The 23744-nt window shown below is 71.0% G+C and carries 39 protein-coding genes; 6 read left to right on the plus strand and 33 right to left on the minus strand.

All coding sequences use genetic code 11. From position 1 onward, the window contains the following. Window positions 1-2 precede the first annotated feature (2 nt). The 10 genes from ACRRSS_RS00780 to ACRRSS_RS00825 form a co-directional block, all read right to left on the minus strand. On the minus strand, window positions 3-206 hold the full coding sequence (locus tag ACRRSS_RS00780; protein ID WP_435969334.1) for a hypothetical protein: 204 nt from the start codon (window positions 204-206) through the stop codon (window positions 3-5). After that, window positions 203-487, minus strand: a complete 285-nt coding sequence (locus tag ACRRSS_RS00785) for a hypothetical protein (protein ID WP_435969335.1) — start codon at window positions 485-487, stop codon at window positions 203-205. Before ACRRSS_RS00785 ends, ACRRSS_RS00780 begins: the two co-directional genes overlap by 4 nt. Next, entirely contained in the window at window positions 480-1067 is a 588-nt protein-coding gene (locus ACRRSS_RS00790; RefSeq protein ID WP_435969336.1) for a zinc finger domain-containing protein, read from the minus strand. Before ACRRSS_RS00790 ends, ACRRSS_RS00785 begins: the two co-directional genes overlap by 8 nt. Further along, entirely contained in the window at window positions 1064-1510 is a 447-nt protein-coding gene (locus tag ACRRSS_RS00795) for a hypothetical protein (protein ID WP_435969337.1), read from the minus strand. The genes ACRRSS_RS00790 and ACRRSS_RS00795 overlap by 4 nt, the downstream gene beginning before the upstream one ends. Continuing rightward, the gene (locus ACRRSS_RS00800) at window positions 1507-1881 is read right to left on the minus strand and encodes a hypothetical protein (protein WP_435969338.1); all 375 of its coding nucleotides are present in this window, start codon (window positions 1879-1881) and stop codon (window positions 1507-1509) included. Before ACRRSS_RS00800 ends, ACRRSS_RS00795 begins: the two co-directional genes overlap by 4 nt. After that, window positions 1881-2354, minus strand: a complete 474-nt coding sequence (locus ACRRSS_RS00805; protein WP_435969339.1) for a hypothetical protein — start codon at window positions 2352-2354, stop codon at window positions 1881-1883. Before ACRRSS_RS00805 ends, ACRRSS_RS00800 begins: the two co-directional genes overlap by 1 nt. Next, complete coding sequence (locus ACRRSS_RS00810) at window positions 2351-2473, minus strand: hypothetical protein (protein WP_435969340.1); 123 nt, start codon at window positions 2471-2473, stop codon at window positions 2351-2353. Before ACRRSS_RS00810 ends, ACRRSS_RS00805 begins: the two co-directional genes overlap by 4 nt. After that, the gene (locus tag ACRRSS_RS00815; RefSeq protein ID WP_435969341.1) at window positions 2470-2706 is read right to left on the minus strand and encodes a hypothetical protein; all 237 of its coding nucleotides are present in this window, start codon (window positions 2704-2706) and stop codon (window positions 2470-2472) included. Before ACRRSS_RS00815 ends, ACRRSS_RS00810 begins: the two co-directional genes overlap by 4 nt. 73 nt (window positions 2707-2779) lie before the next feature. Further along, window positions 2780-2959: a hypothetical protein gene (locus ACRRSS_RS00820; protein WP_435969342.1), complete on the minus strand. Its 180-nt coding sequence runs from the start codon at window positions 2957-2959 to the stop codon at window positions 2780-2782. Beyond that, complete coding sequence (locus ACRRSS_RS00825; protein WP_435969343.1) at window positions 2956-3249, minus strand: helix-turn-helix domain-containing protein; 294 nt, start codon at window positions 3247-3249, stop codon at window positions 2956-2958. Before ACRRSS_RS00825 ends, ACRRSS_RS00820 begins: the two co-directional genes overlap by 4 nt. Window positions 3250-3511: 262 nt before the next feature. On the opposite strand from ACRRSS_RS00825, the gene ACRRSS_RS00830 reads away from it, so the two are divergent. Both ACRRSS_RS00830 and ACRRSS_RS00835 read left to right on the plus strand, forming a co-directional pair. Next, window positions 3512-3928, plus strand: coding sequence for a hypothetical protein (locus ACRRSS_RS00830; RefSeq protein ID WP_435969344.1), 417 nt, complete (start codon window positions 3512-3514; stop codon window positions 3926-3928). A 150-nt stretch (window positions 3929-4078) separates the two neighbouring features. Continuing rightward, complete coding sequence (locus tag ACRRSS_RS00835) at window positions 4079-4516, plus strand: hypothetical protein (RefSeq protein ID WP_435969345.1); 438 nt, start codon at window positions 4079-4081, stop codon at window positions 4514-4516. Between the two features lie 36 nt (window positions 4517-4552). Here the strand turns inward: ACRRSS_RS00835 and ACRRSS_RS00840 are convergent, their stop codons facing one another. Further along, a complete protein-coding gene (locus tag ACRRSS_RS00840) occupies window positions 4553-6079 on the minus strand; it encodes a recombinase family protein (RefSeq protein ID WP_435969346.1) in 1527 nt (508 codons plus the stop codon). Window positions 6080-6360: 281 nt separating this feature from the next. Between ACRRSS_RS00840 and ACRRSS_RS00845 the strand changes: the two genes are divergently transcribed. Next, window positions 6361-6591 carry a helix-turn-helix transcriptional regulator gene (locus ACRRSS_RS00845; RefSeq protein ID WP_435969290.1) on the plus strand — a complete coding sequence of 77 codons (231 nt, stop codon included), beginning with the start codon at window positions 6361-6363 and terminating at the stop codon, window positions 6589-6591. Here ACRRSS_RS00845 and ACRRSS_RS00850 read toward each other — a convergent pair. Continuing rightward, on the minus strand, window positions 6572-6805 hold the full coding sequence (locus tag ACRRSS_RS00850; protein ID WP_435969291.1) for a hypothetical protein: 234 nt from the start codon (window positions 6803-6805) through the stop codon (window positions 6572-6574). The genes ACRRSS_RS00845 and ACRRSS_RS00850 overlap by 20 nt on opposite strands. Before the next feature lie 15 nt (window positions 6806-6820). Further along, on the minus strand, window positions 6821-7309 hold the full coding sequence (locus ACRRSS_RS00855) for a glycine-rich domain-containing protein (protein ID WP_435969292.1): 489 nt from the start codon (window positions 7307-7309) through the stop codon (window positions 6821-6823). Between the two features lie 627 nt (window positions 7310-7936). On the opposite strand from ACRRSS_RS00855, the gene ACRRSS_RS00860 reads away from it, so the two are divergent. Genes ACRRSS_RS00860 through ACRRSS_RS00870 form a run of 3 tightly spaced genes read left to right on the plus strand, consistent with a single transcriptional unit; the run spans window position 7937 to window position 9593 of the window. Beyond that, window positions 7937-8200 carry a hypothetical protein gene (locus ACRRSS_RS00860; protein ID WP_435969293.1) on the plus strand — a complete coding sequence of 88 codons (264 nt, stop codon included), beginning with the start codon at window positions 7937-7939 and terminating at the stop codon, window positions 8198-8200. Beyond that, a complete protein-coding gene (locus ACRRSS_RS00865; RefSeq protein WP_435969294.1) occupies window positions 8169-8705 on the plus strand; it encodes a DUF6879 family protein in 537 nt (178 codons plus the stop codon). Before ACRRSS_RS00860 ends, ACRRSS_RS00865 begins: the two co-directional genes overlap by 32 nt. 12 nt (window positions 8706-8717) lie before the next feature. Continuing rightward, window positions 8718-9593: a helix-turn-helix domain-containing protein gene (locus ACRRSS_RS00870; RefSeq protein ID WP_435969295.1), complete on the plus strand. Its 876-nt coding sequence runs from the start codon at window positions 8718-8720 to the stop codon at window positions 9591-9593. A 47-nt stretch (window positions 9594-9640) separates the two neighbouring features. Here the strand turns inward: ACRRSS_RS00870 and ACRRSS_RS00875 are convergent, their stop codons facing one another. The 20 genes from ACRRSS_RS00875 to ACRRSS_RS00970 form a co-directional block, all read right to left on the minus strand. Continuing rightward, complete coding sequence (locus ACRRSS_RS00875) at window positions 9641-10363, minus strand: collagen-like protein (protein ID WP_435969296.1); 723 nt, start codon at window positions 10361-10363, stop codon at window positions 9641-9643. After that, the gene (locus ACRRSS_RS00880; protein WP_435969297.1) at window positions 10360-10692 is read right to left on the minus strand and encodes a hypothetical protein; all 333 of its coding nucleotides are present in this window, start codon (window positions 10690-10692) and stop codon (window positions 10360-10362) included. The genes ACRRSS_RS00875 and ACRRSS_RS00880 overlap by 4 nt, the downstream gene beginning before the upstream one ends. Before the next feature lie 30 nt (window positions 10693-10722). After that, on the minus strand, window positions 10723-10965 hold the full coding sequence (locus tag ACRRSS_RS00885) for a hypothetical protein (RefSeq protein ID WP_435969298.1): 243 nt from the start codon (window positions 10963-10965) through the stop codon (window positions 10723-10725). A 2-nt stretch (window positions 10966-10967) separates the two neighbouring features. Beyond that, entirely contained in the window at window positions 10968-11810 is an 843-nt protein-coding gene (locus tag ACRRSS_RS00890) for a hypothetical protein (RefSeq protein ID WP_435969299.1), read from the minus strand. Between the two features lie 67 nt (window positions 11811-11877). After that, complete coding sequence (locus ACRRSS_RS00895) at window positions 11878-12147, minus strand: hypothetical protein (RefSeq protein WP_435969300.1); 270 nt, start codon at window positions 12145-12147, stop codon at window positions 11878-11880. A 12-nt stretch (window positions 12148-12159) separates the two neighbouring features. After that, a complete protein-coding gene (locus tag ACRRSS_RS00900; protein WP_435969301.1) occupies window positions 12160-12645 on the minus strand; it encodes a hypothetical protein in 486 nt (161 codons plus the stop codon). A gap of 9 nt (window positions 12646-12654) precedes the next feature. Continuing rightward, window positions 12655-15393: a hypothetical protein gene (locus ACRRSS_RS00905; RefSeq protein ID WP_435969302.1), complete on the minus strand. Its 2739-nt coding sequence runs from the start codon at window positions 15391-15393 to the stop codon at window positions 12655-12657. Window positions 15394-15395: 2 nt separating this feature from the next. Beyond that, on the minus strand, window positions 15396-17426 hold the full coding sequence (locus ACRRSS_RS00910; RefSeq protein WP_435969303.1) for a phage tail tape measure protein: 2031 nt from the start codon (window positions 17424-17426) through the stop codon (window positions 15396-15398). Next, the gene (locus tag ACRRSS_RS00915) at window positions 17423-17743 is read right to left on the minus strand and encodes a phage tail assembly protein T (RefSeq protein ID WP_435975218.1); all 321 of its coding nucleotides are present in this window, start codon (window positions 17741-17743) and stop codon (window positions 17423-17425) included. Before ACRRSS_RS00915 ends, ACRRSS_RS00910 begins: the two co-directional genes overlap by 4 nt. Further along, the gene (locus ACRRSS_RS00920) at window positions 17740-18153 is read right to left on the minus strand and encodes a hypothetical protein (RefSeq protein ID WP_435969304.1); all 414 of its coding nucleotides are present in this window, start codon (window positions 18151-18153) and stop codon (window positions 17740-17742) included. The genes ACRRSS_RS00915 and ACRRSS_RS00920 overlap by 4 nt, the downstream gene beginning before the upstream one ends. Window positions 18154-18169: 16 nt before the next feature. Continuing rightward, window positions 18170-18601: a phage tail tube protein gene (locus tag ACRRSS_RS00925; protein ID WP_435969305.1), complete on the minus strand. Its 432-nt coding sequence runs from the start codon at window positions 18599-18601 to the stop codon at window positions 18170-18172. Between the two features lie 3 nt (window positions 18602-18604). Beyond that, window positions 18605-18943 carry a hypothetical protein gene (locus ACRRSS_RS00930; protein ID WP_435969306.1) on the minus strand — a complete coding sequence of 113 codons (339 nt, stop codon included), beginning with the start codon at window positions 18941-18943 and terminating at the stop codon, window positions 18605-18607. Window positions 18944-19013: 70 nt separating this feature from the next. Further along, window positions 19014-19442 (minus strand): DUF3168 domain-containing protein, encoded by a 429-nt coding sequence (locus ACRRSS_RS00935; protein WP_435969307.1) that lies wholly within the window; start codon window positions 19440-19442, stop codon window positions 19014-19016. Further along, window positions 19439-19813: an HK97-gp10 family putative phage morphogenesis protein gene (locus ACRRSS_RS00940; protein WP_435969308.1), complete on the minus strand. Its 375-nt coding sequence runs from the start codon at window positions 19811-19813 to the stop codon at window positions 19439-19441. Before ACRRSS_RS00940 ends, ACRRSS_RS00935 begins: the two co-directional genes overlap by 4 nt. A 1-nt stretch (window position 19814) precedes the next feature. After that, window positions 19815-20141, minus strand: a complete 327-nt coding sequence (locus tag ACRRSS_RS00945) for a phage head closure protein (RefSeq protein ID WP_435969309.1) — start codon at window positions 20139-20141, stop codon at window positions 19815-19817. Then, window positions 20138-20722 (minus strand): hypothetical protein, encoded by a 585-nt coding sequence (locus ACRRSS_RS00950; RefSeq protein ID WP_435969310.1) that lies wholly within the window; start codon window positions 20720-20722, stop codon window positions 20138-20140. Before ACRRSS_RS00950 ends, ACRRSS_RS00945 begins: the two co-directional genes overlap by 4 nt. Before the next feature lies 1 nt (window position 20723). After that, on the minus strand, window positions 20724-21095 hold the full coding sequence (locus ACRRSS_RS00955) for a hypothetical protein (RefSeq protein ID WP_435969311.1): 372 nt from the start codon (window positions 21093-21095) through the stop codon (window positions 20724-20726). Window positions 21096-21176: 81 nt separating this feature from the next. Continuing rightward, the gene (locus ACRRSS_RS00960) at window positions 21177-21554 is read right to left on the minus strand and encodes a hypothetical protein (RefSeq protein WP_435969312.1); all 378 of its coding nucleotides are present in this window, start codon (window positions 21552-21554) and stop codon (window positions 21177-21179) included. A 54-nt stretch (window positions 21555-21608) separates the two neighbouring features. Next, complete coding sequence (locus ACRRSS_RS00965) at window positions 21609-22829, minus strand: phage major capsid protein (RefSeq protein WP_435969313.1); 1221 nt, start codon at window positions 22827-22829, stop codon at window positions 21609-21611. 55 nt (window positions 22830-22884) lie between these two features. Next, window positions 22885-23580, minus strand: a complete 696-nt coding sequence (locus ACRRSS_RS00970) for a hypothetical protein (RefSeq protein WP_435969314.1) — start codon at window positions 23578-23580, stop codon at window positions 22885-22887. Window positions 23581-23744: the final 164 nt, after the last annotated feature.

Genomic DNA, 23744 nt, shown 5'->3' on the forward strand with positions numbered 1-23744 from the left:
GGCTACTCCTGGGTGCGTGGAGGCGGTTCGGTGGTACGGGCGTTGAGGTAGTTGCCGGGGGGCCAGCCGGGCCCGGGCGGGGCCTCGGGGCGTCCGGCGAGGGCGGCGGGGGTGTGGCGGTCGCAGCGCCAGCCGGTGACGTACAGGCGGGGCGGCCCCTGGCCGTGCGGGCCGGGAAGCTCGCACGGCCGGGACGGGCGGGTCACGGCCGGGGGCGGACGGTGCCGCAGCCGTGGCAGGCCACGTAGCCGGGACCGGCCGGGTAGTGCTGGGTCTCCAGGTGGGCGCAGCGCGGGGTGTGGCAGACCACCCACACGTACTGGAGCGGGGCCGGGACGACCCGGTGCAGCCGGACCCGGGGCCGGGGGAAGAAGAACCGGTGCGCCGCCCGCCCGCCGGCGACCGTGATGCACACGGCGCCGACGACGACGGTGGCCGCGCCGAGGAGGAGCAGGCCGAGGACGGCCAGGGCGAGGGCGTCACGCATCGCGGTCTCCGATCGCGCGGACCTCGGCAAGGGCCAGCCCGTACGCCTGGCACGCGCCGGGGCAGTACCAGCGACCGGGCTCGCGGGAGAAGGGCCACACGACGTGGACCATCGAGGCCGCGGGCTGCGGGGTCGAGGCGAGCTCGCCGCACCCCAGGACCGGGCAGTCCCGGCCGGTCGGCACCGGGGCCGGGGCCTTCGGCGTACCGGCCAGCCCACCGTTCCATCCCTGGCGCGCCGCCCGACGCTCACGGTTCTGGGCGTTGAGGGCGTCCCGGCACGGCTGGCACTGGGGCACCTTCCGGCGCCGGTGCTGCTCGTACCCGCGGGTCGTGCCGTGCTCGATCGTGTCGACGGGCGGCACCTCGACGGGCGTCGGCGTCGGCGCGGCCACGTGGGCGGCCCGGGCCTTCGCCTTCTCGGTCTGGAGCGCGCCCCAGGCGGCGCGGCGCTCCTGGTGGACGGTGTCGCGGCGGGAGCGGCTCCCACTGTGGCTGGTGCACAGTCGGCTGGCGGCCGACCCGCACGCCGGGCACGCCACGGAGAGCTGCGGGAGAGTCAGGGCGGGGGCTTCCATCACGCGTCGGCCTCCGGGTCGTAGGCGGCCTCGGCCACCACAGCCGTGACGCTGTAGCCGGTGGGCGTCAGCTCGTCGCCGATCCGCACGTCCAGCTCGCACACCGTCTCGGGCTCGTCCTCGTCCACGGCCCACTCGAAGAGCAGCGCGACGTCCGCGGGGTGCTCGTCGCTGACGAGGGCCTCGCAGTGCGCCCGGGCGGCCTCGGGGTTCGCGTACAGGCCGACCGGGAACGGGCTGTGCTCGTACGTGGCGCGGTAGACCGTGACGGCCCCCGAGGACGCGGCGGGCGTCAGCTGCGCGGCGGCCAGGGCGAGCGTGGCGTGGCCCTGGGCCTCGGCGGCCAGCGCGGCGCCGGTGGCCGGGTCCGCGCCGTCGCCGTACGTGAAGCGGTGGGCCATGGCCAGGAGGCGTTCCGCCTCGCGGTAGTGCTCGGGGCCGGTCATCCGTACAGCTCCATCTCGTTGTCGTCGTCCTGGCGCTGCTCGCAGTCCGGGCAGCCGCAGTTGGTCCAGGAGCCGTCGATGAACTCGGCGTGGCACTCGTCCCCGTCGGGGTCGTCGTCGGTGTCGAGCGGCTGGCCGTCCTCGCCGCGCTCCGGCCGGCGGGCGGCCGGGACGGAGACGAGGGACATGTCCTGGCCGCAGTCGGGGTGCGGGCAGCGGGTCGAGGTGCCGCCGTACGGCCGCCACCACCGACCGCCGCAGACCAGGCAGACCATGAGGGACTGGGTGTTGAGGTCGGCCGGGCAGCCGCACGCGTCCCGGTGGCCGCCGCACTGCTCGTTGGGACAGAAGTCGCTGGGGTCGGTGGCCATCAGGGGCGCTCCCGTCGCCACTCGATCGCCATGTACCGCGAGCCGTCTCGGGTCGTCGTCGTCGAGACCTGGACGTTGATGTCGGCCGGCATGACGAGGCCCGGCAGGTGCGCGAACTCCATGTGCTCCGTGCCGCGCGGCACTTCGCCACTCCACGTGTCGGGGAGCCAGCCGCCGAGCTGGCGGTAGTAGTGGCCGTAGTAATCCGCCGGGAGGCTGCGGACGGCCGGGTCGAGCAGCTGCACGGAGCCGTAGACGGTGAACCTGACCTCGGCCGACGTGGCGCGGTACGGCGCGGGGGTGGACTCGCCAGCGGTGCCGGTGTCCTTCCCCCGGGCCGCCGCATCGGCGAGCAGCTGCTCGCGCTCGGCCAGGAGGTCACGGACGTCCCGATCCAGCTGCTCCGTCGTGCGGTAGGTGTGCTGACCCGCGAGGATCTCGGCGAGCCGCTCGGGGGTGATGAGGCCGGTCACCGGTGCCTCCCCTTCGGGCGCGCCGTACGGCGGACGTCGGAGGTGAGGGCGGCCCGGAGGGCGAGGACGCCCAGGACCCAGACGAGGGCCGCGACGGCGGCGACGGCGGTGTCGCTCATGCGGCCGCCCCCTCGTCCACGGCCGTGAGCGGGCCACCGGTGATGTCGACGAGCTCGCTCTCCCTCGCGCGGACCCACATCGGGCACGTGTCGAGCGGGGTGCCGTCGAGCACGTAGAGCTGCTCGCCGTTCGAGGCGCGGCCGGCGGTGCGCCAACGGCTCCCGTTGGCGGCCTGGACGAGGCGGGAGGCCTCGGGCTCGGGCTCGGTCGGGAGTTGGGTACGGTGATTCACGGTTCCTCGATTCGTGGTTGAGGTGCCGAGGGGTCGGGTGGGCCATGCAGGGCCCACCGCCCGAACTTGTGGATCAGGCCGCGCGCGACGACGAGGCGGCGGTCTGCGGCAGGTGGTCGCGGTAGAGCACGACGAGGCGGGTGATTTCCGGCTCGCTCAGCTGGCACGTCTGGCAGGCCGCCGGGTGCACGCCGTGTTCGCAGGCCTCGTGCAGGCCGGCCTCGAACGCCTCCTCGGGCGTCCGGCAGATCACAGGGCCACCGCCATCGGGCCCGAGCGAACGTCGTCGGTGGCGGGAACTGCGCGCCCGATGGGCGCCCAGAGGATGAGCAGGTCGACGCCGATGGTCTGGCATATGGCGTACGCCACCGGCTCCTTCTGGATCTTGTGGACTCCGTTGAGGAGGTTGTCGATCGTTCCGTGCGAGACGCCTGCGGCTGCCGCGAGCTCGCGGTTGCTGATGCTGGATCCCGTGCCAGTGCGCTGCATGAGGGTGCGCATCAGAGCCGGGTTGATCAGCCGGTACTTCTGGACGGGATCCATGCAAACCTCAACTTGGGCGAGTTGTCCAAAAACTTGGGCAGGGCCAGCATGGCACCTGTTGGGCAGACTGTCCAGAAAGTTGGGCAGGGTGGGTGTACGGATTCGGTCAACATCAAGCGGACGGACTGGCGCGCGGCGCCCAAGAACCTGGACACTGTGCCTAGAACACTGAGTAGTGCGGCGCGTTGTACTGGGGAGACGGCGCGCGCACTCCCCCGGTCACATGGACACTGAGCCCACGCGGCCTGAGATGAGGATGGTCATGCCCGAAGGAACGGCACGAAGAGATCTGGCAGATCTGGTGGCGTCCCAGAAGGACAAGCTGGCAGTGAGCTACCGGACGCTAGCCAGCCGCACTGTTGACCCGGAGCGTCCGGACGAGGGGCCCCAGTGGACCCGCGGCACGCTGGAGAACCTGATCAACGGCAAGCCCGTGAAGACGCCCGGGCCTGAGCGGTTGCGCGGGCTCGCGGCCGGCCTCGGGCTCCCGGTACGGCTGGTCCAGGACGCCAGCCGCGCCCAGTTTCACGGCATCGACTCGGTGCGCGTCGAGGGCGAGACCCTGGACGGTGACACGCTCCTCATGCTGCGGCATTACGAGACGCTGAGTCCCGAGGACCGGTTGAAGCTGCGGAAGATCGCTGAGGACTGGAGCCGGATGGGGTCCCAGACTGACTGACTCTCGGTGACTTTCGAGTAACCGCTAGTCCGTGCGGCATATGCGGTGCATTATGGGGGCCTGCCTGGGGGCGGAACCGTAAGCTCCGATACGCCGCATGATTCGAACATACATGCGATATGTGTCGGCTCCTGTGGGGGTGTGCCACGTATGCAAGAGGTGACAGAAGCGCGCTACGAGCTCGTGTCTGGCTCGACGCTGCCCCTGGGCAAGGTATGTCGCATCAGGGAAACGCCGGGTCTGGCGGTTGTGGAGATTCTGACCAGCGAAGCCACGGAAAGGTTGTGCGTAGAGCTGAACATTTTCCATCGCGCCCTCCTCGCCGAGAGGCGATGGGAGCAGACCCCCATCACCGACCCCCAGAGATTCGAACAACCGGCCGAGGGGCTCGGCGTTGCCGATGCCCGCTGGGAGCGACGCCCCCTGCCCGGCTCCCTCCCCTGTGCCCCCCTGGAGGGGCCCTCCCGCTTCACCTGGCTCATCCACAAGGACGACGCGACCGAGCGGCTCTGTCGCGAGATGAATCGTTACCTCGCACGGATCGTCGGCGACGGCCTCTGGCGTCAGACCTGGGTCACCGCGAGCTAGCGAAGAGGGCCGGGCCACGCGGCCCGGCCCTCTTCGCTACGAGCGCTTCGAACGCTTCCGTTCGATTCGGACGCTGCTCGTGTCGAACCCGGGGCCCCTCTGCTGAGTCGGCAGGACCACCACCCGGAACAACGCCCGCACGGTCGCGGACCGCACGTCCACGGGCAGGGCCTTCCACCGTTCCAGGGTGACGCCGGCCACGCGAGCCAGTAGCCGCTGCTCGGCCGTGGCGGCGATCTGAGACCGGATCCTCGCGATCTCCGCGTCAAACGAAGCCAGCGCCGCGAACGCGAGCTCGGGGCGCACGTTCGGGAACTGCGCCATGTTCTCCACCTGATGCGTCAGCGTCGCCTTGCGCTCCTCCAGCTGGAGGAGCTCGGCCGTCAGGTCCGGGTGGTCCGGCGCGGTGCTGAGCTCGGTGAGGAACCGCGGGTCGTTCAGCAGTGCCACGGCGCGGCCCTCGACGTAACCGTCGAGCAGGGCCTGGTTCCGCCCAACCCGCCGGCACACGGGGCAGTAGTAGAGCCGAACATGCTTCCGGTTCCGGCCGCCGCTCGGCTTCGTACGGAGGAAGCTGGGCTTGACCTCCTTCACTCCGGACTGAGCCTGGTCCTCGCTGCACGGACCACACTCCGCCCCGCCGACCCCCGAGAGCAAGTTCGTGCGCTCGCTGCCGTAGTACGGCGTTACGGAGGCCGAAGCCTGGTAGTAGGCCCGTACGGCCTCCCAGACGTCCCGAGGGAGCACTGGCGGCCACGCAGCCTTGTAGAGCTCCCCCTCGTGTTCGATGAGCCCAGCGATGCGGGGTGCCGTCAGTACGTTCCTCAGGCTCTTCGCGTTGAACGGGTTGCCCTCGGTGGTCGTGTGTCGCTCGTTGATCCACCGGACGGTCGCGGACTGGTTCCGGCTCGCCAGGAGGTAGTCAGCTGCCCCTCTGGCCCCCTCGGCCTCGGCCTCACAGTGCCGGGTCAGGTCGAAGACGGGAACCTCCACATCCTCTCCGGTCTCCCGGTCCGGCCGCATCTTCGTGCCGACCTGGACGCCGAAGGCGAAGGGCCGGCGGCCTCCCACGGTCGTGAGCCCCTTCGCGCGCCGACTGGCGTGCCCGCGCAGCACGCGGCGGGACGTATTGTCGGACTCGCGGCAGGCCTGCGCCGCCTCGATGCGCAGAATGAACCTGTCATCGGGCGAGTCGAGGTTGCGGGTGCCGGAGGGAGAGGCCACCCGGATCCCCTTGCTCTCGGCGATGCCGATGAGCTTCTCCAGGTCGTACGGCTGCCGGATCAGCCGGTCGCCGTGGTAGACGATCACGGCGTCGATCTCGCCGGCCTCGATCGAGGACAGCATCCGGTCCCACTGCGGGCGCTTCCGGTTCTTCTGCCACGCCGAGCGACTGTTGTCGGGGAAGACATGCGCCTCCGACACCGGCCACCCGAGCCGTCGCGCGAGCTCGCGGCAGTCGGCCTCCTGCCGTTCGACCTTCTCCAGGCTGCCATCCGGTGCGTACGAAAGCCGACAGTAGATACCGGCCCGTGTCGGCAGCCGGTCTGAGCTGGGGGCCATGCTGTCCCTCCCCAAAGTATTGGTGCTTGGTCGAGGTTAAGTGACCTCAACCCCTGGCAAACATCAACACTATCGCCAGACCTAGGCAGCGCGCCCAGGACATGACCGAGCCCCCTACGCCGCGGCGTAGGGGGCTCGACCTGACCACTCCCTGAGCCTGGGGGCACGGGAGGGCCAGCCTGGAATTTCGCGTTCCGGATGAGGTCGGACCCTACCCTTGATCACGAAATTTACCCAGAGGGGTAAAGACAAATGGATCATGAACGACCGACGTTTGACGGATGCCCGCCGAACAGCCCGCCTGGGTGCTCACCCGACGCGTGCAGATCGGTGCCCGAATCCGAGACGCCCGTCTGCATGCCGACCTCTCGCAGGTCGCACTCGGCACTCTGGTGGGCCTTGATCACAAAACGATCCACCGTATTGAGCATGGAATCTCTGATCCCAGTCTCGGAGCCCTGCTCCTGATCGCGCGCGCAACCGGCGCCCCGCTTACGGAGCTGGTGCAGTAACCCCCGCCGCCGTGCCGTTGCCCTCGCAGCCGAGACACGCCTCGCTGTAGAGGACCTGGCGGCCCTCGCCGACGAGGACGACGCGCCGACCACCGCGGCAACTACCGCACCGGCCAGGCCCTCGACGGGTACCCAGGTACTGGCGACTCTGCCGCAACTGGGCCAGGTGCTCGATGAGGGACCCGTACTCGGGGGCCTGCCACTGGGCGCTCATGGCCGGTCAGCCTATCTAGTTGGGGTGGTCGGTGCGGCAGGTCAGCTCACAGTTGGCGTCGCCGCAGCTGGTGTGCTCGCAAGACGCCGCGACGGGCACGCTGCCGTTGGACGGGCCGAGCCAGAGGGTGCGGTCGACGGCGTAGCCGGCCTGCTCGATCCGGGCCTGGGTGCCCTCCAGGGCGGTCGGGTCGTGGCGGGTCGGGTCGGGACGCTCGGGCACGTGGTGGACGAAGTGGCCCAGGTCGCTGCACAGGCGCGCGTAGACCTGCGTGTGCAGGATCAGCGCGTGCCAGCCCTCGTCGACGGTGCGCGAGGGGCGCATCCCCCCGGGCTGCCGGGCGCCGGTGGCGACGAACTTCAGTGCCTCCTCGACGATCCTTTCGGCGTCCGTCAGAGCCATGCCGGCGTTGTTGTCGACAACGGTCGCGGCCACTCCCTCGAACGCGGCGGGGGTGATGAGATCCCTGGGGTTCTTGATCTTCGGGATGGTGGTCGTACTCACTGGGTGGTGCCTCCAGATCTGGTGGGCTGGCTTGTTCGCCTTCGCTTCTTGTGGCAGGAGCAGTCGCAGCGGATGACGAGCGCGACATCGCCGTAGCAGGTCACGACGGGGCCGGGCTGGCACGTGTGGTGCGCCCGCCCGCGGCAGTAGCCAGAAATCACGCTTCCGCCCTGGCTACTCATGGCCGGGCCGCAGGTGTGAGGCCGCGCTGCTCGCGGCATGGGGCGCAGGCGCGGCGGTGCTCGTCGACCAGGACGGACGTCCTCGACGATCCCTTGTGAAAGTCGCACCAGCCGTGGCGGTGGCGAGGGCATCCGCACGGGTCGAATGAGCTGGTGGCGGGGATCTCGGTCGGCCGCGAGATCTGCTCGTGTGAGACGGCCTGGGTCGTCCCGTCCGGGCGTACTCGGTACACCTTGATCGTCATCATGCTGTGGCTCCCGTCGGCCGGTCAGCGGGGACGAGGCACGACGCTAGGGACCGGATGTGCGTGCACACCAGCGTTGTGCACGGCTGTGCACGGATTCAGCCGACCTGCTGCTCTGGCGTGTTCGTACCCTTGACCGAACTACTCGGCAGCGGCACGTTGGTGCACATCAGTGCACACTCCTACAGACGGAGACGAGCATGTCCCTACAGTTCATCGGCGTAGACCCGGAGTCCGGGCAGACGGGGAGCCCGACGGCCTGGGTCGACGAGGAGGCCGGAGACATCGTGCTCCAGAGCTACATCGCCGACGAGGCAACCCGCGCCGAGTGCGTGGAGAAGAACGCGCCCGGCCACGACAAGGTGGTCCCCGAAGGGGAGACGGTTGTACGGATCCCTGCCCACATGGTCCCGATTCTGAGGGAGGCCTGCGATGCCGCAGAACGAGCCGCCGCGGTTCGATGAACTGCTCGCCGGCGCCCGGCGGTCGGCTATCCACCTGGAGCTCCGGGACGTCTACACCGTTCCGGACGAGGCCGCCGACTACCGGCGCTGGCGCGAGACCGGCGAGCGCGACGTCAACCCGGCCTCCGCGTACTGGGCGCCCTGGGCCGAGATGGTGCGGGCCGCGACCGCTCGCGGCGTGGCCATTCGGCGGGTCCGGATCGTGTCGGAGCCGGTGAGCGACTACATCCGGTACGAGCACGCCGGCACGGCAGTGAACGTGGCCGCGGGCGAGGAGGTGCGGTGGCTCCCCCGGGACCAGGCCGTCGGCCTCCTCCTGCCGGTGGTGGACGGGTGGATCTTCGACGAGCAGAGGCTTCTTCTCAACCACTTCACCGGGACCGGCGAGTGGGCCGATGTGCCGATGGAGCTGCGTACGGAGCCCGACCTCGTGAGGGCGTACGCCGACGCCGTTGAGGCAGTGTGGAAGCGTGCTGTCCCGCACGCCGAGTACAAGATCCGATAGCAGGAGCTCATCATGTCCGTCTCCCCGTCGTCCTCGGCGCAGGCCGCCCGCGCGGGTGTTGCGCGCCACCTGCGTGAGCTGCGCGAGGACGCGGGGCTGACGATCACCGAGCTCGCCACCCGGTGCGGGTGGAGCCACTCGAAGGTCTCCCGGATCCAGACTGCCAAGACGCCGCCGTCCAGCCCCGATATCGTCGCCTGGTGCCGGGCCTGCGGCGCCGACGGCCAGGCCGCCGACCTCGTCGCGCTTTCCCGTGACGCCGAAACCATGTACCAGGAGTGGCGCACGCGGGCCCGCAACGGCCTCCGCCAGCTCCAGACCAGCTACACGAGTCTCTACCAGGCCACCAGGACCTTCCGGGTGTACTCGCCCACCCTCGTCCCCGGCATCCTCCAGACCGAGGGCTACATCCGCGCTCTGCTCTCCAGCAACGCGCGGTTGCTCGGCATCCCGGACGACTCCGCCGAGGCCGCCGCCGCCCGGGTCGAACGGTCCCGGATCATCCACCAGGCCGGCCGCCGCTTCGTCGTCGTCATCGAGGAGAGCGCCCTGAGGTACCAGCTCGGCAGCGGCGACGACATGGCCGCCCAGCTCGGCCACCTCCTCACCGCCGGCGCCCTCCCTGCCGTCTCCCTCGGCATCATTCCCATGAACACCCCCGGCCGGACGCTGTGGCCGCAGGAGGTGTTCCACCTGTACGACGACGCCCTCGCCTCCGTCGAGCTGCTCTCTGCCGAGGTGAACATCACCCAGCCCACCGAGGTCGCGCTGTACGAGGCAGCGTTCGAGCAGCTGCGCAGCATGGCCGTGTACGGCGCGGCCGCGCGCGCCCTAGTCCTCAACGCGATAGAGACCCTGCCGGACGCGCAGACGCCTGGCGCGGCTTGAGGTGAACGAGGACATCGCCCCCTCCGCTTCGGCGGAGGGGGCGATGTTCACGGGTACTGGCGGCGGGTCGGGTCCAGGGCGGTGGCCTCGGCGCGCTTGAGCGGGCTCGGGGTGGGTGTGGGTGCGGCCGGGCGTTGGCAGGCGAGGGTGTTCGGGTCGCCGTTGAGCGGCTGCAGCGTGTAGCCGTCGGGGCAGGGCTGGCCGGTCGTGCCGTCGGCGCCGTCCCGGCCGTCGGCGCCGTCCTGCCCCGGCGGCCCGGCGGGCCCTGCAGGGCCGGGCGGCCCGGTGGGTCCTGCCGGGCCCGTGATGGCCGGTCCGGCGGGTCCGGTCGGCCCGGGCGGACCGGTGATGGCGGGGCCTGGCTCGCCCTGGACACCCGGGGGCCCGGTGGCTCCGGTGGCTCCGGGCTCCCCGGGGTCGCCCTTGACTCCAGGGGAGCCGGCGGGCCCGGGGATCGGGACGGGGACGGTGGTGCGCTGCGGTAGGTCCTCAACGGCCTCCTCCGGGTCGGGCGCGGCCGGGGCCTCGCCGAGCGCCTCGACCTGGGCGCGCAGGACGCGGACGTCGCCGGCCAACGTGGATGCCGCGTCACCGCGCAGGTTCGCCTCGGTGATGGCCTCCTCGCGCGCCGCGGTCTCATGGGTGATCCGCATCCACACCAGGACGACGGCGCCGGACAGAACGAGCAGGACGGCGGTGAGCGCGAGGGCGCGCCAGCGGTGAGCGAGGGTGCGGCGCAGGGCGGTGGGATGGCGGTGCGTCGGCGTCACGCGGGGCGTCCTTCCAGCTCGGCGAGGCGCTCGCGTAGGCCGTCGCGTTCGGTGGTGAGTTCTGCGATCTGGCGTTGCAGGGCTGAGGTGTCGGCACGCTCGCGAGCCAGTTCGGCGTACGCCGCCGCGAGCTCCGTCGTCTTGTCGGTCAGCTGCGCGAGGAGCTTGTCGCGCTCCTCCTGGAGGTTGTCGACGAGGGTGGAGTAGCCGCCGAGGACCTGGCCGTCGCGCGCTGAGCGGGACTGGCTGCGGTGACCGACGAGGGATGCGCCGGCCACCGCGACGCCGACCAGGATGGTCCCGAGTGCTCCGAGCGTCGCAGTGTCCACGCGGTGACCTCCGGTCGTGTGGGGCTGGTGTTACTGGCGGGGCGGGAGGGTCAGGTGCGGGGGCTGGTCGGTGCGGAGCCAGCCGGGGAGCAGCCGCTGGACGCCGGGGAGGGCCATCACGCGGGTGAGGCCTCCCGCGACGGCGAGGGCGCCGGCGACCCAGGGCAGGGCCTGGGGGATCCCGGCCGCGTTGACGATGGCGGGCAGGATGACGGCGATGCCGAGGGCGGTCTGGAGGATGGTGCGTAGGGTGCGCTTGTCGGCGTCGGACATGATCACTTCTCCTTCTGGGCGGTGAGCAGGGCGACGACCTTCTTCAGGTCGGCCGCGATGGTCTGGACGGTGGTGTAGGTGCCGACGATGTAGCCGTAGACGTCCGGGATCCGGCGGCCCTTCTTCTGGCTCTCGGCGTCGGCCGTCTTCTCGCGGTACGCCAGCACCGCCTGTGCGACGTCGCTCTTGGACAGGGCCATGTGGGGGTCCTCCTCGGGGGTCCCGGCGGCGTACCGCAGCACGCGCGCCATGTCGAAGTTGCCGGGGTCCCCGTGGTTGTTGCCCTCGGGGACGTGCTGGTGGCCGAGGTGGCCGGTGTAGACGTTGAAGGCGGTGGCGGAGAGCCGCTGCGGGGCGCTCTGGCCGTAGCTGCCCGGGTAGGCCCGCCAGGTCACGGTCGACGTCATCGGCACGCCGTGGTTCTGGTGGAGCCAGCGCACGAACGCGGCGACCTCGCGCAGCGCCCACTCGGGGGCCTCGGGCCAGTAGATGTGCTGGCGTCCCTCGGCCGTCCAGCGCCGGTGGGTGGCCGGGTCGCACGTGCCGACGAGCTCGACCTGCGCGAGGTTGTTCCGGTTGGTCGTGATGCCGCCGGCCCGGTCGACGAGCGCGCGGGCGGACTGCTCGATGTCGAAGTGCTGGTACCAGCGGAGCTTCTTGGCGGCGAAGTCGGGGACGGCGGTGAGCGTCGGGGCGGCGGCACCTCCGCCGTAGGTGGGGAGGGTGGTGCCTTCGGTGGTGTGCCAGACGACGGCGTTGATCTCCATCGCGGCGCCGTCGTACCGGTCGCCGTACCAGTACGCGGTGGACGCGCCGGGGTAGCGCTGTGGGCCGGTCTTGGCCATGAGGGGCCTCCAGACATGACGGAGCCCCGGGCCGGATCGGCGCGGGGCGTGCGGGTACGGGGCGGGGTCAGGGGTTGGTCGGCTCCGGCGGCGGGGGCGTCCACGTCTGGGCCTGGGTCTGCAGGCGGACGACCTCGAGGATCTTCTCTCCGCCGATCGGGGCCAGGAGGTCCTGCGCGAACTGGCGGACGAGCAGCTCGACGCCCTCGTTGTCGAAGATGTTCGCGGGGGGATAGCTCGGGGTGCCGACCGACACGTGGACCGAGCCCCACTCGGGGTGCCAGAGGTGGAGGTCGTAGGCGACGCCGGCGGCGTCGAAGTCGGGGAAGGCGGGCATGAGGTCCTCCGGTCAGGTGGCGGAGATGCGGGTGATGCCGAGGGTGGTGGTGGCGGCGATGGTCGAACCGCTCTGCGTGTTGAGGTAGAGCTCGATGTAGCCGCCGGCGGCGAGGGTGACGGTGCCGGTCGCGGTGGCCTGCATGTTGCCTGTGCTGCCGCGCTGGGTGCTGACGCGCGTGCCGGGTGCCGGGGTTCCGGAGCCGTTGGCGCGGATCTCCCCGCGGGCATCGGCGGCGCCGAGAGCGGCGGCCCAGATCACGCCGCCGTGGATGAGGTAGACCCCGGCGGTCGGGGCGATGAGCCGCGTGGGCTGACTCACGGACCACATGGATGCGGTGTTGCCGCTGAGGGTCGAGGTGAAAGCCACGGCGGTGTAAGTGGATCCTCCGGACGGGACGTTGAAGCTGCCGACGGAGGCCTGGACGTGGGGCTGCACCAGGGCGTTGATGGGGTCGGAGTAGATCGTCTGTCCGGGCTGGACGATGGGGGCGACCACGGGGCCTCCTTACAGGGCGTAGACGGCCGGGCGGGCCACGTTGACCGGGGCCGCGGCGGCGTGGGTCTTGACGACGCCGTTGGTCGAGCGGACGACGTTGAACGTCTGCGGCGAGCTCGCGCCGGTGATGGAGGTGGCGCGCATCTCTTCGCCGCCGATGGTGATGTCGATGGGGAACTCGCTGGGGGTGGTGATCCAGGGGAGGCCGGCCGTCGTGGTGACGGAGAACGACGTCGCCGTCGAGCTGATGCCGGAGGTGAGCTGCGAGTAGGCCGCGCCGCACTTCCCGCGTACGGGGTCGTCGTAGATGCCAACGTTCCACGGGCCCCCGGGGTCGCACGTGAACGTGATCCGCCAGGCCTTCTCGCTGAGCTTCTCCTTGTAGCCGCGGATGAGGAGGTCCACGTAGCCAAACCCGTACTCCGGCGGGAGGTTCTCAATCCGCAGGAGGTCCCCGACGTTCGCTTCGAGGATGGAGTTGACGAGCGCCTGGGCGCGGGGCTGGGCCAGGTCGACGGTGACGCGGGGGTAGCGCAGGCCTCCGTGCAGGCCGACGTGCAGCCGCCACCACGCCTGCCCGGTGGCCTGCTCGTCGGCGGCCAGCGAGTAGGTGTCGGCCTCCTCGTACTCCCCGATGCCGAGCGGCGGGGCCTGGACGGACAGGCGGCCGCTCGCCTCGACGGCGGTGTGCTCAGAGCCTCCCTCGCGGCGGGCCGTGACCATGTTCCGGGGGAGGCGGTCGTCGTCGACCGGCCGGAACTCCCCGGAGATGACCCCGTTGGCGTAGTCGAGGGTCAGGATCGGCGTCTGGGAGTAGAGGGTGTGCCGGGCCCGGTACTGCAGCGCGCGGGAGTCGCGCCGCTCCAGGAGCAGCCCCATGTCCGACTTGGAGCCGACCTCCAGGGTGTCGAGGAACGTCTCCCGGGTCTGGACGCCGAGCGGAGTCGTCAGGGCAGGCTCGCCGTCGAGGCTCAGCGGCACGCCCTGTTCGGCGGCGACCCTGCTCACGCGGGCGCCGGCGGTCTCTCCGGGGTAGCCGACCAAGGCCCGGTAGACGTCGGCGGCGGGCGGCGCCGAAGCGCCCCACAACGTGACGTAGCCGAGGGACATCGAGTCGAAGATTCCGCCCGCGAGGCCACAGATCCACTCGACGCTCATCGGCGGCCCGGCGTCGAGGAGCTCCACGCTCGTCAGGACCTCGACGCCGTCGATGTACAGCCACCACTGGGCGACGCCGCCGCCCGAGGAGGTCCGTACGCGGACGTGGTGGGGCCGGTCGTCGAACACGGCGGCGGTGACGCTCCCGAGCGTTCCGCCTCCGCCTCCGGGGACCACGGTGGTCAGCTCGACTGTCCCGAGAGCCGGGTCCAGGGCGAGGTTCCACGTGCGGCCCGAGCCGGGCCGCTCCCACACGGAGGCCAGGACGAGCGATTCGAGCTGCGAGAAACACCAGTCGACGGACCACTCGGACGCCATGAGGGCGGACGACGGCGCGGAGGCGACGATCTTCGCCGGGCCCGAGACCTGCAGCACCGGCTCCACCCACGGGGCGAGTTCGCCGTCGGCCCAGGCGTAGGTGCTGCCCGGCAGGACCTGCAGCGCGGTGGTGCCGATGAGCGGGGCGCCTGAGGTGGCCTCGGCGCCGTCGGTGAGCGGCCAGCACTCGACCGGACCGGCCGCGGCGAGGTAGCGGCGGATGGCCGAGTCGAGCGGCCGCTTGCCGATGCCGAGGCGCCGCATGACCCCGGCCGGAGCGATCGTCACCGTCGAGTCGTTGCCGGAGATGTGACGCTCCGGCGGCCACGCGGGTACCTCGCCCTCCAGGCGCACGTGCCGGTTGGACAGGGTGGCGCTGCCGGACAGCGTCCACACCCTGCCCGCGCCGTCGGTGAAGCGGGCCGCGCCCGGGGCCGCCTGGATCTCGGGCCGCATGTCGACCTTGAGGGTGGTGCCGTCGTAGACCTGCGCGGCGTGCACGCGGCCCTGGACCCGGTTCAGGCCGGTGAACCCGTCCGGCGTGAGGGACATGTCGCTGTCGCCGATGTCCAGCGGGGCTGTGCCGTCGAACACGGACGTGGTCCCGGCCTGGGTGACGGGGTCGCCGATCGGCAGCCACAGGGCGGAGTCGAGCGTGCGGGCGTAGCTGAACCTGACGGTGCAGCCGCCCGCCCCGTTGTTGATGTCGAGGACGGCGCGCAGGACGACGCGCTGCCCGTCGTAGAACGGGACGGGGGCGGTGGCGGTGACGTACCGCTGCGCGCCGCTCGTCCCGCTCGGCGACCACAGCAGCTGCAGCATGCGGTTCTGCCCGACGAGGAACACGTAGTGGACCTGGCTGCCGGCGACGCGGTGCCGGGAGACGAGGGCGGCGGTGTCCATCCAGGAGTTGGGGGCGACGTCGATACGGACGTCGAGGTCTCCGGCGACGCCGAGGGAGGCGTGGTCGGGCGTCGAGACGAGCGGCGCCCCGTTCGCCGGGAAGGCCAGGTGCGGCCCGCCAGCGTCCACGCTGAGCCGGATCGGGGTGTTGCGGCCGATCTTGCCGAACAGCGCGCTGGTCGGGTCGTGGGCGGACACCTCGCCGCCCCGGTTGCCGAGGGTGAGCTCCGTGACGGCGGGCTCGGCGCGGGTGCCCTTCCCCGCAAGGCCGCGCGTGATCTCGACCGGGGTCGACTCGCGGACGCGTACGGGGTTCCAGACACCGTCGTAGTGGAGCTCGGTGGTGCGCGGCGGCGGCAGGGAAACCATGATCAGTCCTCTCCGGCGTAGCGGGCGACGGAGCCGCCGGCGGTGGTGGACACCTCGTACTGCAGGAAGTCGCGGAACCCGTTCGCGTCGGCGCGCGCGGTCACGATCACCTCGATCGGCTGGACCTTGCCGGTGGACGGCGCGGCCATCGTGGTCGGCGCGCTGATCAATGCCTCGAGCTTGGACAGCGGCAGAACGGCCTCCTGCTCGGAGCCCTCGCCGATCATCGCCAGCGTCGGGCCGGTGGTGATGCCGCCCTCGGCGAGGAAGGGGATGTACGGGATGAACGGGATGTTCACCCCGGGGACCCGGTTCGCGCCGGAGATCAGGAAGTTGATGCCCTCGATGGCCTGGTTGATCATCCAGATCGCTGCGTTGAGCGCCGTCTTCAGGCCGTAGGTGATGCCGTCCCACATGCCGCCGAAGAACCCGCCGATCTGGTCCACGGCGCCGCTGACCATGCTGACGATCCAGTTCCACTGGTCGCTGAGCCAGGTCGTGGCGCTGCCCCACGCGCGGCTGATCATCCCCGGGATGTCCCAGCGCGCCCACAGATCCTTGATCCACTGGACGCCCCGGTTGAACGTGTCCTCGATCCAGTGCCACACGTCGGCGAAGAAGTCGACGACCGAGTCCCAGGCCCGGATCGCGTCTTCCTTGGTCTTGTTCCAGAGGTCGATGAAGAACCCGGCGATCGCGTCCCACACCCGGATCGCGTCGGCCTGGATCTGCTCCCAGTAGTCCAGGAGCGCCTTCTTCACCTCGTCCCACTTCATGACGAGGACGACGATGATCGCGATCAGGGCGACGACCCCGGCGATGATCAGGCCGACCGGGTTGGCCAGCATCGCGATGTTCACGATCCAGATGGCGGCCGCCATGAGGCCGAGGGTGGCGACCAGGATGAGGATGATCGGCATCCACTCCTTGATCACGTCCTTGTTCTCCCCGATGAACGACGACACGGACTTGAGGATGGGCAGGAAGGACTCGCCGAGCGTGGTCTGCAGGGTCCGCATCGCGGCGTCCATCTGCTGTGCGGGCGAGGCCTCCATCGAGTCGGTCATCTTCTTCGACGCGCCGGCCGCCTGGTCCATCCCGCTGGCCGCTTTTGCGGTCTCGGGGTTCATGGCGAGCAGCGCGTCCGCTGCCTCACCGGCCATGTCGCCGAACAGCGCCACCCCGAGCTGCGCGCGCTTCGCCGGGTCCTCGACTCCGCGGAGCTTCTCCAGGGTGAGCTGCAGCGCGTCGGCCGCGGGCTTCCCGCCCTTGCCGATGTCGGCCAGCATCTTCGAGCTGTCCAGCCCGAGCTCCTTGAAGCCCTCGCTGGCCCGGTCCGTCTCCTCGGACGTGATCCTCGCGAACTCGTGCAGGACGTCGGCGGCCTGGTCGATGTCCTTGCCGCCGGCCTTCACGAACTGCGACATCATGCCGAACGCCGTGCTGGCGTCGAGGCCGATCCTTTTGAAGTGGGTGCCGTACTCGCTGACGATGGCGGGCACGTCGGCCAGCATCGACTTGGGCAGGACCTGCGCCGCCTTCGTGAGGACGTCGAACGCCTCGGTACCGTCCGCGACCAGGCCCTGCTTGATCAGGGCCCCCGCCGCGGTGGACGCGTCGGCGACGTCGACCTCCATCGTCTGGGCCAGGCCGAGGGCGGACTTGGTCATGTCCTGCAGCTCGGCGTCCGTGAAATCTCCGAGCTTGCCCATCGCGGCGGTGACGGTCGACAGGCCGGAGGCGACCTCCTCCATGGAGCCGCCGAACCCGTCGGAGAACACGTCTCCGGCGATGCCGCCCGCCCGCTCGGCCTCGACCTCGGTGAGGCCGAGGCTGTCCTTGAGGGTGTGCTGCGCCTCGGCGATGTCCATCGCTCCGGCGATGCCCGCCGCGAACACGGCACCGGCGGCCAGGCCGGCGGCGGCGGCCGGGGCGGCGAGGCCGTCGAGGCGACTGGTGGTCTCCTGGACGCCCTCGTCGACACCGGAGGAGTCCATGCCGATCCGGACGAGGAGCTCGTCGAGAACCGTCATCGTTCGCTCCTTCCTGTGAAGCCTGCGTGGATGCCCTTGACGGCGGCCAGGAGCTCGCGGCCGGTCCGGCGCGGGCGGGCGTTGCGGCTCCACTGCACGAGGTGGTCGCTCAGCTTGGGGCGGGCGCCCCTGCGCATGTGCGGGGCGGCCACGTCCATGCCCAGGCGCGCGGCCACGATGTCCAGCCGCTTGGGCCCGAGGGGCCCGTAGAGGTTCTGGTACGCGACGAGGCGGATCAGCTCCTCCTCGGTGAACCGCGTCAGGACCTCGCCAGGGGGGATGCGGTAGGCCGCGCTGAGGTCGTACTGCAGCCTCAGCTCTGGCCGTCGCCGAAATCCCCCTCGGCGGCCTGGACCTTCTGCGAGAAGTCCCGGTCCTCGTCGGACAGGTGACGGATCAGGTTGAACAGGCCGTTGACGATTCCGCCAGAGCGCTTGGACAGGATGGCGATGCCCTCGCGCAGGTCGGGGAACACGAGCTCGCCCGACTCCTGGTCCCGCAGCGCCTTGGCGACGATCTCGGCCTTGCGGCTCTTGATCGTCATCTCGACGCCGGTCGCCTCGTCCTTGCGGGTCATCTTCGTCAGGCTGTTCTGGTAGGCCTCCCAGTCGCCGGACGGCAGGCCGCACACCCGGAACCGGGCGCCGGGCGCCCACTCGGGGATCTCCACGTCGTCCTGGTGGCGGATGTCGTTCGCCTTGCGGATCAGGTCCTTGAGAGAGGTCATGGTGGGTGGGCTCCTGTCAGCCGGTCGGGGTGAGGGTGGGCATGCCGGAGATCTTGAACGTCGCGGTGCGCTCCATCTGGCCCTCGGTGGGGTACTCGTCGCCGAGGGCGGTGATCAGGGCGGCGAACTCCCACGTGTGCTCGTCGGGGTCGCCGGGGAGGATGACGACCTGGTAGTCCCGCAGCTCGTCCTCCTCGAAATCGGCGTCGAGCGCGGAGTGCGAGGCGTTGCCCGGGTCGTAGTTGAGGGTGATCTCGACCTCGCCGCCGTCCTTCAGGCCCTTGATGAACTCGCGGTACTTGTTGGGGGAGTCGTGGGCGGTGACCTCGATCGCCTCGCGGGAGCGGCTGGGGCCGCTGATGTCGGTCACGTTGGCGACCACGGCGAACGAGCCGGACCCGGTGGAGTCGCGGAGGAACTGGCTGCCGAATGCGTCCTTACCTGCCATGGGTCAGGCTCCGATCTTGAGGACGGCGACGGTCACGGAGGTGACGGCGTCGTAGGTGATCGCGGCCCGTCCGGTGGCGCCGCGGAACACATTGCTGAGCGGGATCAGGCCGCGCTTGGCGGCCGCGATGACGAGGGTGGCGTCCGCGATGGCGTGGCCGTGGACGGTCCCCGGGGTGGCGATCGTGACGGTGCGGGTCGCGCCGCCGGCGTTGTTGACGTAGAGGAACAGGCCCTCGCCTACCGGGGCGGTGTCGCCGCCTCCGGCCGCGGCGACGGCGGCCGCGTCGAGGTCGGCCAGGCCGCCGACCGTGGCCACGGTGGTGCTGTTGAGTGCAGCCATCGGGGCACTTCCTTTCTGGAACAGGGGTGAGCCCCGGGCCGGTGCCGGGCCGGGGCGAGAGAGGAGAGGGTCAGCGGGGCTGCGCGGTGACGACGCGGTAGCGCTGGACGAGGTGGCGGATGGTGCCCGGCGGCTCGGGGTCGGTCAGCGGCTGCGCGAACTCGAACCGGGTGACGACGTGGTCGTATCCGGGGACGTCGAGCGCCTGGTGGTCGAGGAGCGCGGTCAGCCGGCCGCCGATCTGCAGCACCCGCTTGTACCCGCGGGCCTTGTCCCAGACGTGCAGGACCGGGGTCGTCTCCCACCCGAACCGGTCGTGGGCGTTGGCCGGAATCTCGGTGGCCTCGCCGATCACGATGAACGGGTACGGGACGTCCTCGGGCAGGTAGTCGTACACGGTGGCGCCGAGCGCCTGCAGCGCGTCGTCGTCGACGAGCAGCGCCCGGATGGCTCCCTGGATCTGGAGCATCGGGGAGACGGGCGGCGGGATGGTCGTCATCTCAGCGCCCTCCGCACCTCGTCGGTCAGCCGTGCCTTGTACCGTCCGCGCTCGGCCTCCAGGGCGGGGCGCAGCGCGGGCCGGGCCTGGACCCGGCGGGTGCCGTACTCCAGGAACCGGGCGTAGAACTCGGTGTCGTTGTGCCAGCCGACGAGCGCGGTCAGGTCGTCGTCCTTGTAGGCCACGTCGACCTTGTCGTGCAGGTTGCGGGTGTCCTTGGCGACGTCGCGCTGAGTGTCGGCCTTGACGGCCTCGGCCGACTCCTTCACGGCCTTCTTCAGCGCGGCGATGATGTCCTCGCCGAGCTCCTCCAGCTGGGTCCGCAGCCGGTCGGCGCCGAGGATCTCGACGGTCATCCCGGAGCGGGTCATCTCACCCTCCCTGCCGCTCGATCGACCGGCACTCGGCCTTGCGGTAGCGGGTGCTGGACGGCTCGACGACGGACCGGACGTCGAGGACCTGGCCCCCGCCGCGCAGCTCGTCGCCGCGCGCGACGTCGGCACCGGGCAGGAGGTACACGTCGTGGGTGTGCTCGGCGCTCGCCTGCTGCGCGAGCACCCTGTCCGACGCGGACGGCTGGTCGACCTTGCCCCGTACCTCGCCCTGGCGGACCCACGTCGACTCCTGGCCGCCGTAGCCGTCGTCGGTGGTGGTCTCGCGCCAGACCTCCAGGGTCCGGTTCAGCCACCGGCCGATCATGTCCGGGCCCGGTACGCGCCGAGCGTGCGCCGGTCGGCCGGGGTGAGCTCCATCCCGAGGGCCTCGGCGGAGAACTGGCGGGAGTGGTCGCCGAGGGTCTCGGCGGAGAGGAACTCCGGGTTGGCCCAGCCGGACACCGCCAGGCGCAGGCACATGCGCTTGAGCCCCGGGGGGATGGTGCTGTACCCGGCGGTGTAGGTGACCTCGACGGCCCGGTCCTGGCTGGGCCAGTCACCACCGCGGCGGTGCAGGATCCCGGCGGCCGACCACGTGTAGTCCTCGACCGGCCCGAATACGAGCGGCTCGGCCTCGTCGGTGAGGCTGACGGAGGCGACGGCCGTCACGGGCCAGCGCGGAAGGATCAATTTCCGGGAGCCGGTGGCCGGGTGGTAGCGGGGGTCCTCGTCGGTGGGGCCGTCGAGGATCACGGTGTCGGTGGACTGCTCCAGGGCCTGGCCGGTCTCGCCCTCGATGACCCCCTGCGCGAGCTCGATCAACAGCTCGGCGGTGGCGGTCTCGTCCTCGGTGAAGGACTCGATGCGCAGGAGGCGGCGGAGTTCGTCCGCCGTGGCGTACGCCATGTCAGGAGCCCCCGCCCTCGTCGTCCTCGTCGCGGCGGCGCTCCAGCTCGGCGGCCACGACGGCCCGGATGTCCTCCTTCAGCCGGGCCTCGCCGAGGTCGATGTCCTGCTCGGCCGCGAACGTGCGCAGCTGGTCGACGGTCATGGCCTCGACGGGCACGTCCGGCTCGACGGGCGGCGCCGGGGGCGTGGGCGGGGTGGCGGTCCTGGCCGCCGTACGGGCGCCGCGCTTCTTCTTCGGCTCGTCGAGCGGCCGGCAGTCCCCGGCGGCGATGCGCCGTTCGGCGTCGGCGTCGTCCATGTCGACGATCGCGCCCTCGGGCTGGTTGCCGTACTTCGGGTTGGCCATGAGCCGCAGCATCTCGACTCGCATGGGGTCCTCCAGGTGTCGGGAACACGGCCGGGCCCCGCCGGTGGTGGCGGGGCCCGGTGGCCGTGCGGGGGCGGGGTGGAGTCAGGGCTTGACGCGGCCCTTGCCGCGGATGACGGTGACGCCGAAGCTGGCGTCACCGGTGCCGGCGTCGGTGGCCACCACGCGGATGTACCGCTTGATGCCGTGGTAGCCGATCACGGTGACCGTGGACGCGGTCAGCGTCGCGGGCTCGGTGCCGTCCAGGTCGCCGTTGGCCACCGCGGTGTAGCCGGAGCCGAGGGCGTCGGACTCCTGGACCTCGATGGAGAACGCGCCGTTGGCGACTACGCCGGTGGTGATGACGACGGCGGCCGCGTCGTAGTTCGCCAGGTCCACCCCGGTCCCGGTCGCGGTGTCGACCCGCGCGGCCGGGGTCAGGGTGGTGGCGATGTCGAGGTGGTTCTTGATGTCGCTGCGCATGGGTGCTGCTCCTCGTCTGGGTGGGCTGCGCTGGACCGGGGCGGGGGCCCGGGGTTACGGCACGACGTCGTTGGACTGCAGACGCACGAACGCCTCGGCGAGGACGGGCATGCCGTCGGCCTCCTGGCGGCCGATGAACCCGACCTGGTTCGACTCGGCGTACAACTCGTTGAGGCGCTGGACCTCGAACTGCAGGGCCTCGGCGATCCAGTAGTACGAGAAGTCGCCGAGCATGCCGACGTAGTCGCCGTCGCCGAACGTCGACGGGGCGAACTCGGACATGATGAACGGCAGGCCGAGGATCTTGTCCGGCTCGCTGTCCGACAGGCCGGCGGCCCAGATGTAGTTGCCGTCGCCGTCCTTCAACTTGCGCACGGAGGCGACCATCAGCCGGTGGAACAGCCACCGCGCGTTGCGGTGGTAGGCGCCCTTGAGCGTGTACTTCGCGGTGATCAGGTCGTCCGCCGCGTTGCCCGCGGCGACGTTCGTGAACCCCGTGCCGGAGGTGGAGACGTCGACGTCCCGCGAGGTGGGGATGCCGTCGGAGTTCGCGGTGAACAGGCCCAGCGGCTTCTGGTTCCCGTCGCCGACCATGTAGGCCTTCTCGGCGGTGACGCCGAACTTGTAGCCCATGCGCTCGCGCACGAGGGTCTCGGGGTTCGTCGTCGAGGCGCGCATCAGCTTGCGGCTGATCTTGACCCGCTTGGCCAGCGGGTGCGGGCGGAGCTCGCGCTTGCCGAACCGCATCGCGTCGTCCTGGTTGCCGGTGGCGAGTTCGCTCGTCCAGTCGGCGTCGTTCAGGTCGGTGTCCAGCGTGGGCACGCCGAGGGACTCGGCCTGGGTCAGCTGGTGAACGGTCGCCAGGCCGCGCAGCGCGACCATGTCGTCCACGCCCTTGAGGAGGTCCTTGACGAACTGCTGCGGCGCGACGAGGAACCCGCCCTCGGGGTCGTGGCCGGCGTTGAGCGCGCGGGCCTGCCGCTCGGTCAGGACGGACCGGCCCCCGAGGAGGTAGGCACGCAGCGCGCCCATCGCCTCGTCGCCGCCCGGCTTCCCGCCGCGCTCCAGGTCCTCCAGGCCGCGCTCCTCGTCCTCCAGCTTCTCGACCCGCTCGATGGTGCGGTCGACGCCGTCGCGCTCCTCCATGAACTTGTCGAACCGCACCTCCTCCTCGGGCGTCATCGAGCGGCCCTCGGTCTCGGCCTGCGTCATGATCGCTCGGGCGTCGGCGCCGAGCTTGGTGCGCTTGGTGCGCAGCTCCCGGATGTTGGCCATCGGGTGTTCCCTTCGGTGGGTGTGGGTGCCCGCGCGGCTGCGCGGCGCGGGGGGATCAGATTCCGGCGAGCCGGAGCAGGCGGGCCTGGTCGACGGGCGGGGCGGACCGCTCGTCGTCCTCGTCGTTGCCGCCGGCCGCGTCGAGGAGCTCCTGCAGCGCGTCGCGCGCGTTCTCGACGAGTCCCTTGTTCTTCTTCGACAGCACCGCGCCCGCGCGTACGGCGTGGGAAAGCCGCTCGATGTCGGCCTCGGTCAGGGCGTCGGGGATGTCGAGGAGCCCGCGGGCCATGGCGAGCTGGCGGCCGGACTCGACGATCGCGCTGGGGTCCATCGGCAGGGGCACCGCGCTGACTTCGAACAGCTCCCAGCCCTCGGGTACTCCGGCGTCGTCGATGTTCCAGACGTCGAACCCGATGGAGAACGCGTTCATGAAGCCGCCGCGGTACTTCCGCTCAACCGTGCGGGCGAACTCGTCCTCCTGGTCGAAGGCAATGCTCATGCGCAGCTTGTCGCCGTCGATCCACGTCCGGTCGGACCGGCCGATCGGCAGGCCGTCACGGCCCCAGTACGAGTGCCCGTACCCGACGACGGGGTTCGATTCGAACCGGCCGAGCTCGGCGCCCTTCATGGTCAGGTTCAGGCCGTCGCCCTTGCGGCCCTCGGTCGCGGCGATGATCGTCAGCGGTTTTCCCGCCTCGTCGCCGTCGGCGCGCTGGACGTAGCCGCGCACGTAGTGCCGCTGTCCCTTCATCGGTTCCTCCTCGGTTCATGGACCTGCCGGTCACGCGGACTGGTCTGCTGCCGGGGCCTGAACTCGGCACGCGGGGCGATCAGGCCGCAGGACCTGGCGGTGTGCCACCACGTCCCGGTCGGGCTGCGCTCGGCCGGCTGGCCGCATGCGGTGCAGCGGCCCTT

Origin of the sequence: Streptomyces sp. Qhu_M48 (genome assembly GCF_051305195.1) — a bacterium.
GTDB lineage: Bacteria > Actinomycetota > Actinomycetes > Streptomycetales > Streptomycetaceae > Streptomyces.

Excerpts from the sequence above, each read along its gene's own strand:
- ACRRSS_RS00800 (WP_435969338.1), bottom strand. The coding sequence starts at position 1,881 with ATGGCCACCGACCCCAGCGACTTCTGTCCCAACGAGCAGTGCGGCGGC.
- ACRRSS_RS00850 (WP_435969291.1), bottom strand. The coding sequence starts at position 6,805 with ATGAGCGCCCAGTGGCAGGCCCCCGAGTACGGGTCCCTCATCGAGCAC.
- ACRRSS_RS00940 (WP_435969308.1), bottom strand. The coding sequence starts at position 19,813 with ATGACCCGCTCCGGGATGACCGTCGAGATCCTCGGCGCCGACCGGCTG.
- ACRRSS_RS00795 (WP_435969337.1), bottom strand. The coding sequence starts at position 1,510 with ATGACCGGCCCCGAGCACTACCGCGAGGCGGAACGCCTCCTGGCCATG.
- ACRRSS_RS00925 (WP_435969305.1), bottom strand. The coding sequence starts at position 18,601 with ATGGCAGGTAAGGACGCATTCGGCAGCCAGTTCCTCCGCGACTCCACC.
- ACRRSS_RS00895 (WP_435969300.1), bottom strand. The coding sequence starts at position 12,147 with ATGCCCGCCTTCCCCGACTTCGACGCCGCCGGCGTCGCCTACGACCTC.
- ACRRSS_RS00830 (WP_435969344.1), top strand. The coding sequence starts at position 3,512 with ATGCCCGAAGGAACGGCACGAAGAGATCTGGCAGATCTGGTGGCGTCC.
- ACRRSS_RS00930 (WP_435969306.1), bottom strand. The coding sequence starts at position 18,943 with ATGGCTGCACTCAACAGCACCACCGTGGCCACGGTCGGCGGCCTGGCC.
- ACRRSS_RS00965 (WP_435969313.1), bottom strand. The coding sequence starts at position 22,829 with ATGGCCAACATCCGGGAGCTGCGCACCAAGCGCACCAAGCTCGGCGCC.
- ACRRSS_RS00955 (WP_435969311.1), bottom strand. The coding sequence starts at position 21,095 with ATGCGAGTCGAGATGCTGCGGCTCATGGCCAACCCGAAGTACGGCAAC.
- ACRRSS_RS00835 (WP_435969345.1), top strand. The coding sequence starts at position 4,079 with ATGCAAGAGGTGACAGAAGCGCGCTACGAGCTCGTGTCTGGCTCGACG.
- ACRRSS_RS00905 (WP_435969302.1), bottom strand. The coding sequence starts at position 15,393 with ATGGTTTCCCTGCCGCCGCCGCGCACCACCGAGCTCCACTACGACGGT.
- ACRRSS_RS00970 (WP_435969314.1), bottom strand. The coding sequence starts at position 23,580 with ATGAAGGGACAGCGGCACTACGTGCGCGGCTACGTCCAGCGCGCCGAC.
- ACRRSS_RS00935 (WP_435969307.1), bottom strand. The coding sequence starts at position 19,442 with ATGACGACCATCCCGCCGCCCGTCTCCCCGATGCTCCAGATCCAGGGA.
- ACRRSS_RS00810 (WP_435969340.1), bottom strand. The coding sequence starts at position 2,473 with ATGAGCGACACCGCCGTCGCCGCCGTCGCGGCCCTCGTCTGGGTCCTG.
- ACRRSS_RS00870 (WP_435969295.1), top strand. The coding sequence starts at position 8,718 with ATGTCCGTCTCCCCGTCGTCCTCGGCGCAGGCCGCCCGCGCGGGTGTT.
- ACRRSS_RS00865 (WP_435969294.1), top strand. The coding sequence starts at position 8,169 with ATGCCGCAGAACGAGCCGCCGCGGTTCGATGAACTGCTCGCCGGCGCC.
- ACRRSS_RS00920 (WP_435969304.1), bottom strand. The coding sequence starts at position 18,153 with ATGACCTCTCTCAAGGACCTGATCCGCAAGGCGAACGACATCCGCCAC.
- ACRRSS_RS00785 (WP_435969335.1), bottom strand. The coding sequence starts at position 487 with ATGCGTGACGCCCTCGCCCTGGCCGTCCTCGGCCTGCTCCTCCTCGGC.
- ACRRSS_RS00910 (WP_435969303.1), bottom strand. The coding sequence starts at position 17,426 with ATGACGGTTCTCGACGAGCTCCTCGTCCGGATCGGCATGGACTCCTCC.
- ACRRSS_RS00840 (WP_435969346.1), bottom strand. The coding sequence starts at position 6,079 with ATGGCCCCCAGCTCAGACCGGCTGCCGACACGGGCCGGTATCTACTGT.
- ACRRSS_RS00945 (WP_435969309.1), bottom strand. The coding sequence starts at position 20,141 with ATGATCGGCCGGTGGCTGAACCGGACCCTGGAGGTCTGGCGCGAGACC.
- ACRRSS_RS00890 (WP_435969299.1), bottom strand. The coding sequence starts at position 11,810 with ATGGCCAAGACCGGCCCACAGCGCTACCCCGGCGCGTCCACCGCGTAC.
- ACRRSS_RS00950 (WP_435969310.1), bottom strand. The coding sequence starts at position 20,722 with ATGGCGTACGCCACGGCGGACGAACTCCGCCGCCTCCTGCGCATCGAG.
- ACRRSS_RS00845 (WP_435969290.1), top strand. The coding sequence starts at position 6,361 with ATGCCCGCCGAACAGCCCGCCTGGGTGCTCACCCGACGCGTGCAGATC.
- ACRRSS_RS00825 (WP_435969343.1), bottom strand. The coding sequence starts at position 3,249 with ATGGATCCCGTCCAGAAGTACCGGCTGATCAACCCGGCTCTGATGCGC.
- ACRRSS_RS00885 (WP_435969298.1), bottom strand. The coding sequence starts at position 10,965 with ATGTCCGACGCCGACAAGCGCACCCTACGCACCATCCTCCAGACCGCC.
- ACRRSS_RS00860 (WP_435969293.1), top strand. The coding sequence starts at position 7,937 with ATGTCCCTACAGTTCATCGGCGTAGACCCGGAGTCCGGGCAGACGGGG.
- ACRRSS_RS00960 (WP_435969312.1), bottom strand. The coding sequence starts at position 21,554 with ATGCGCAGCGACATCAAGAACCACCTCGACATCGCCACCACCCTGACC.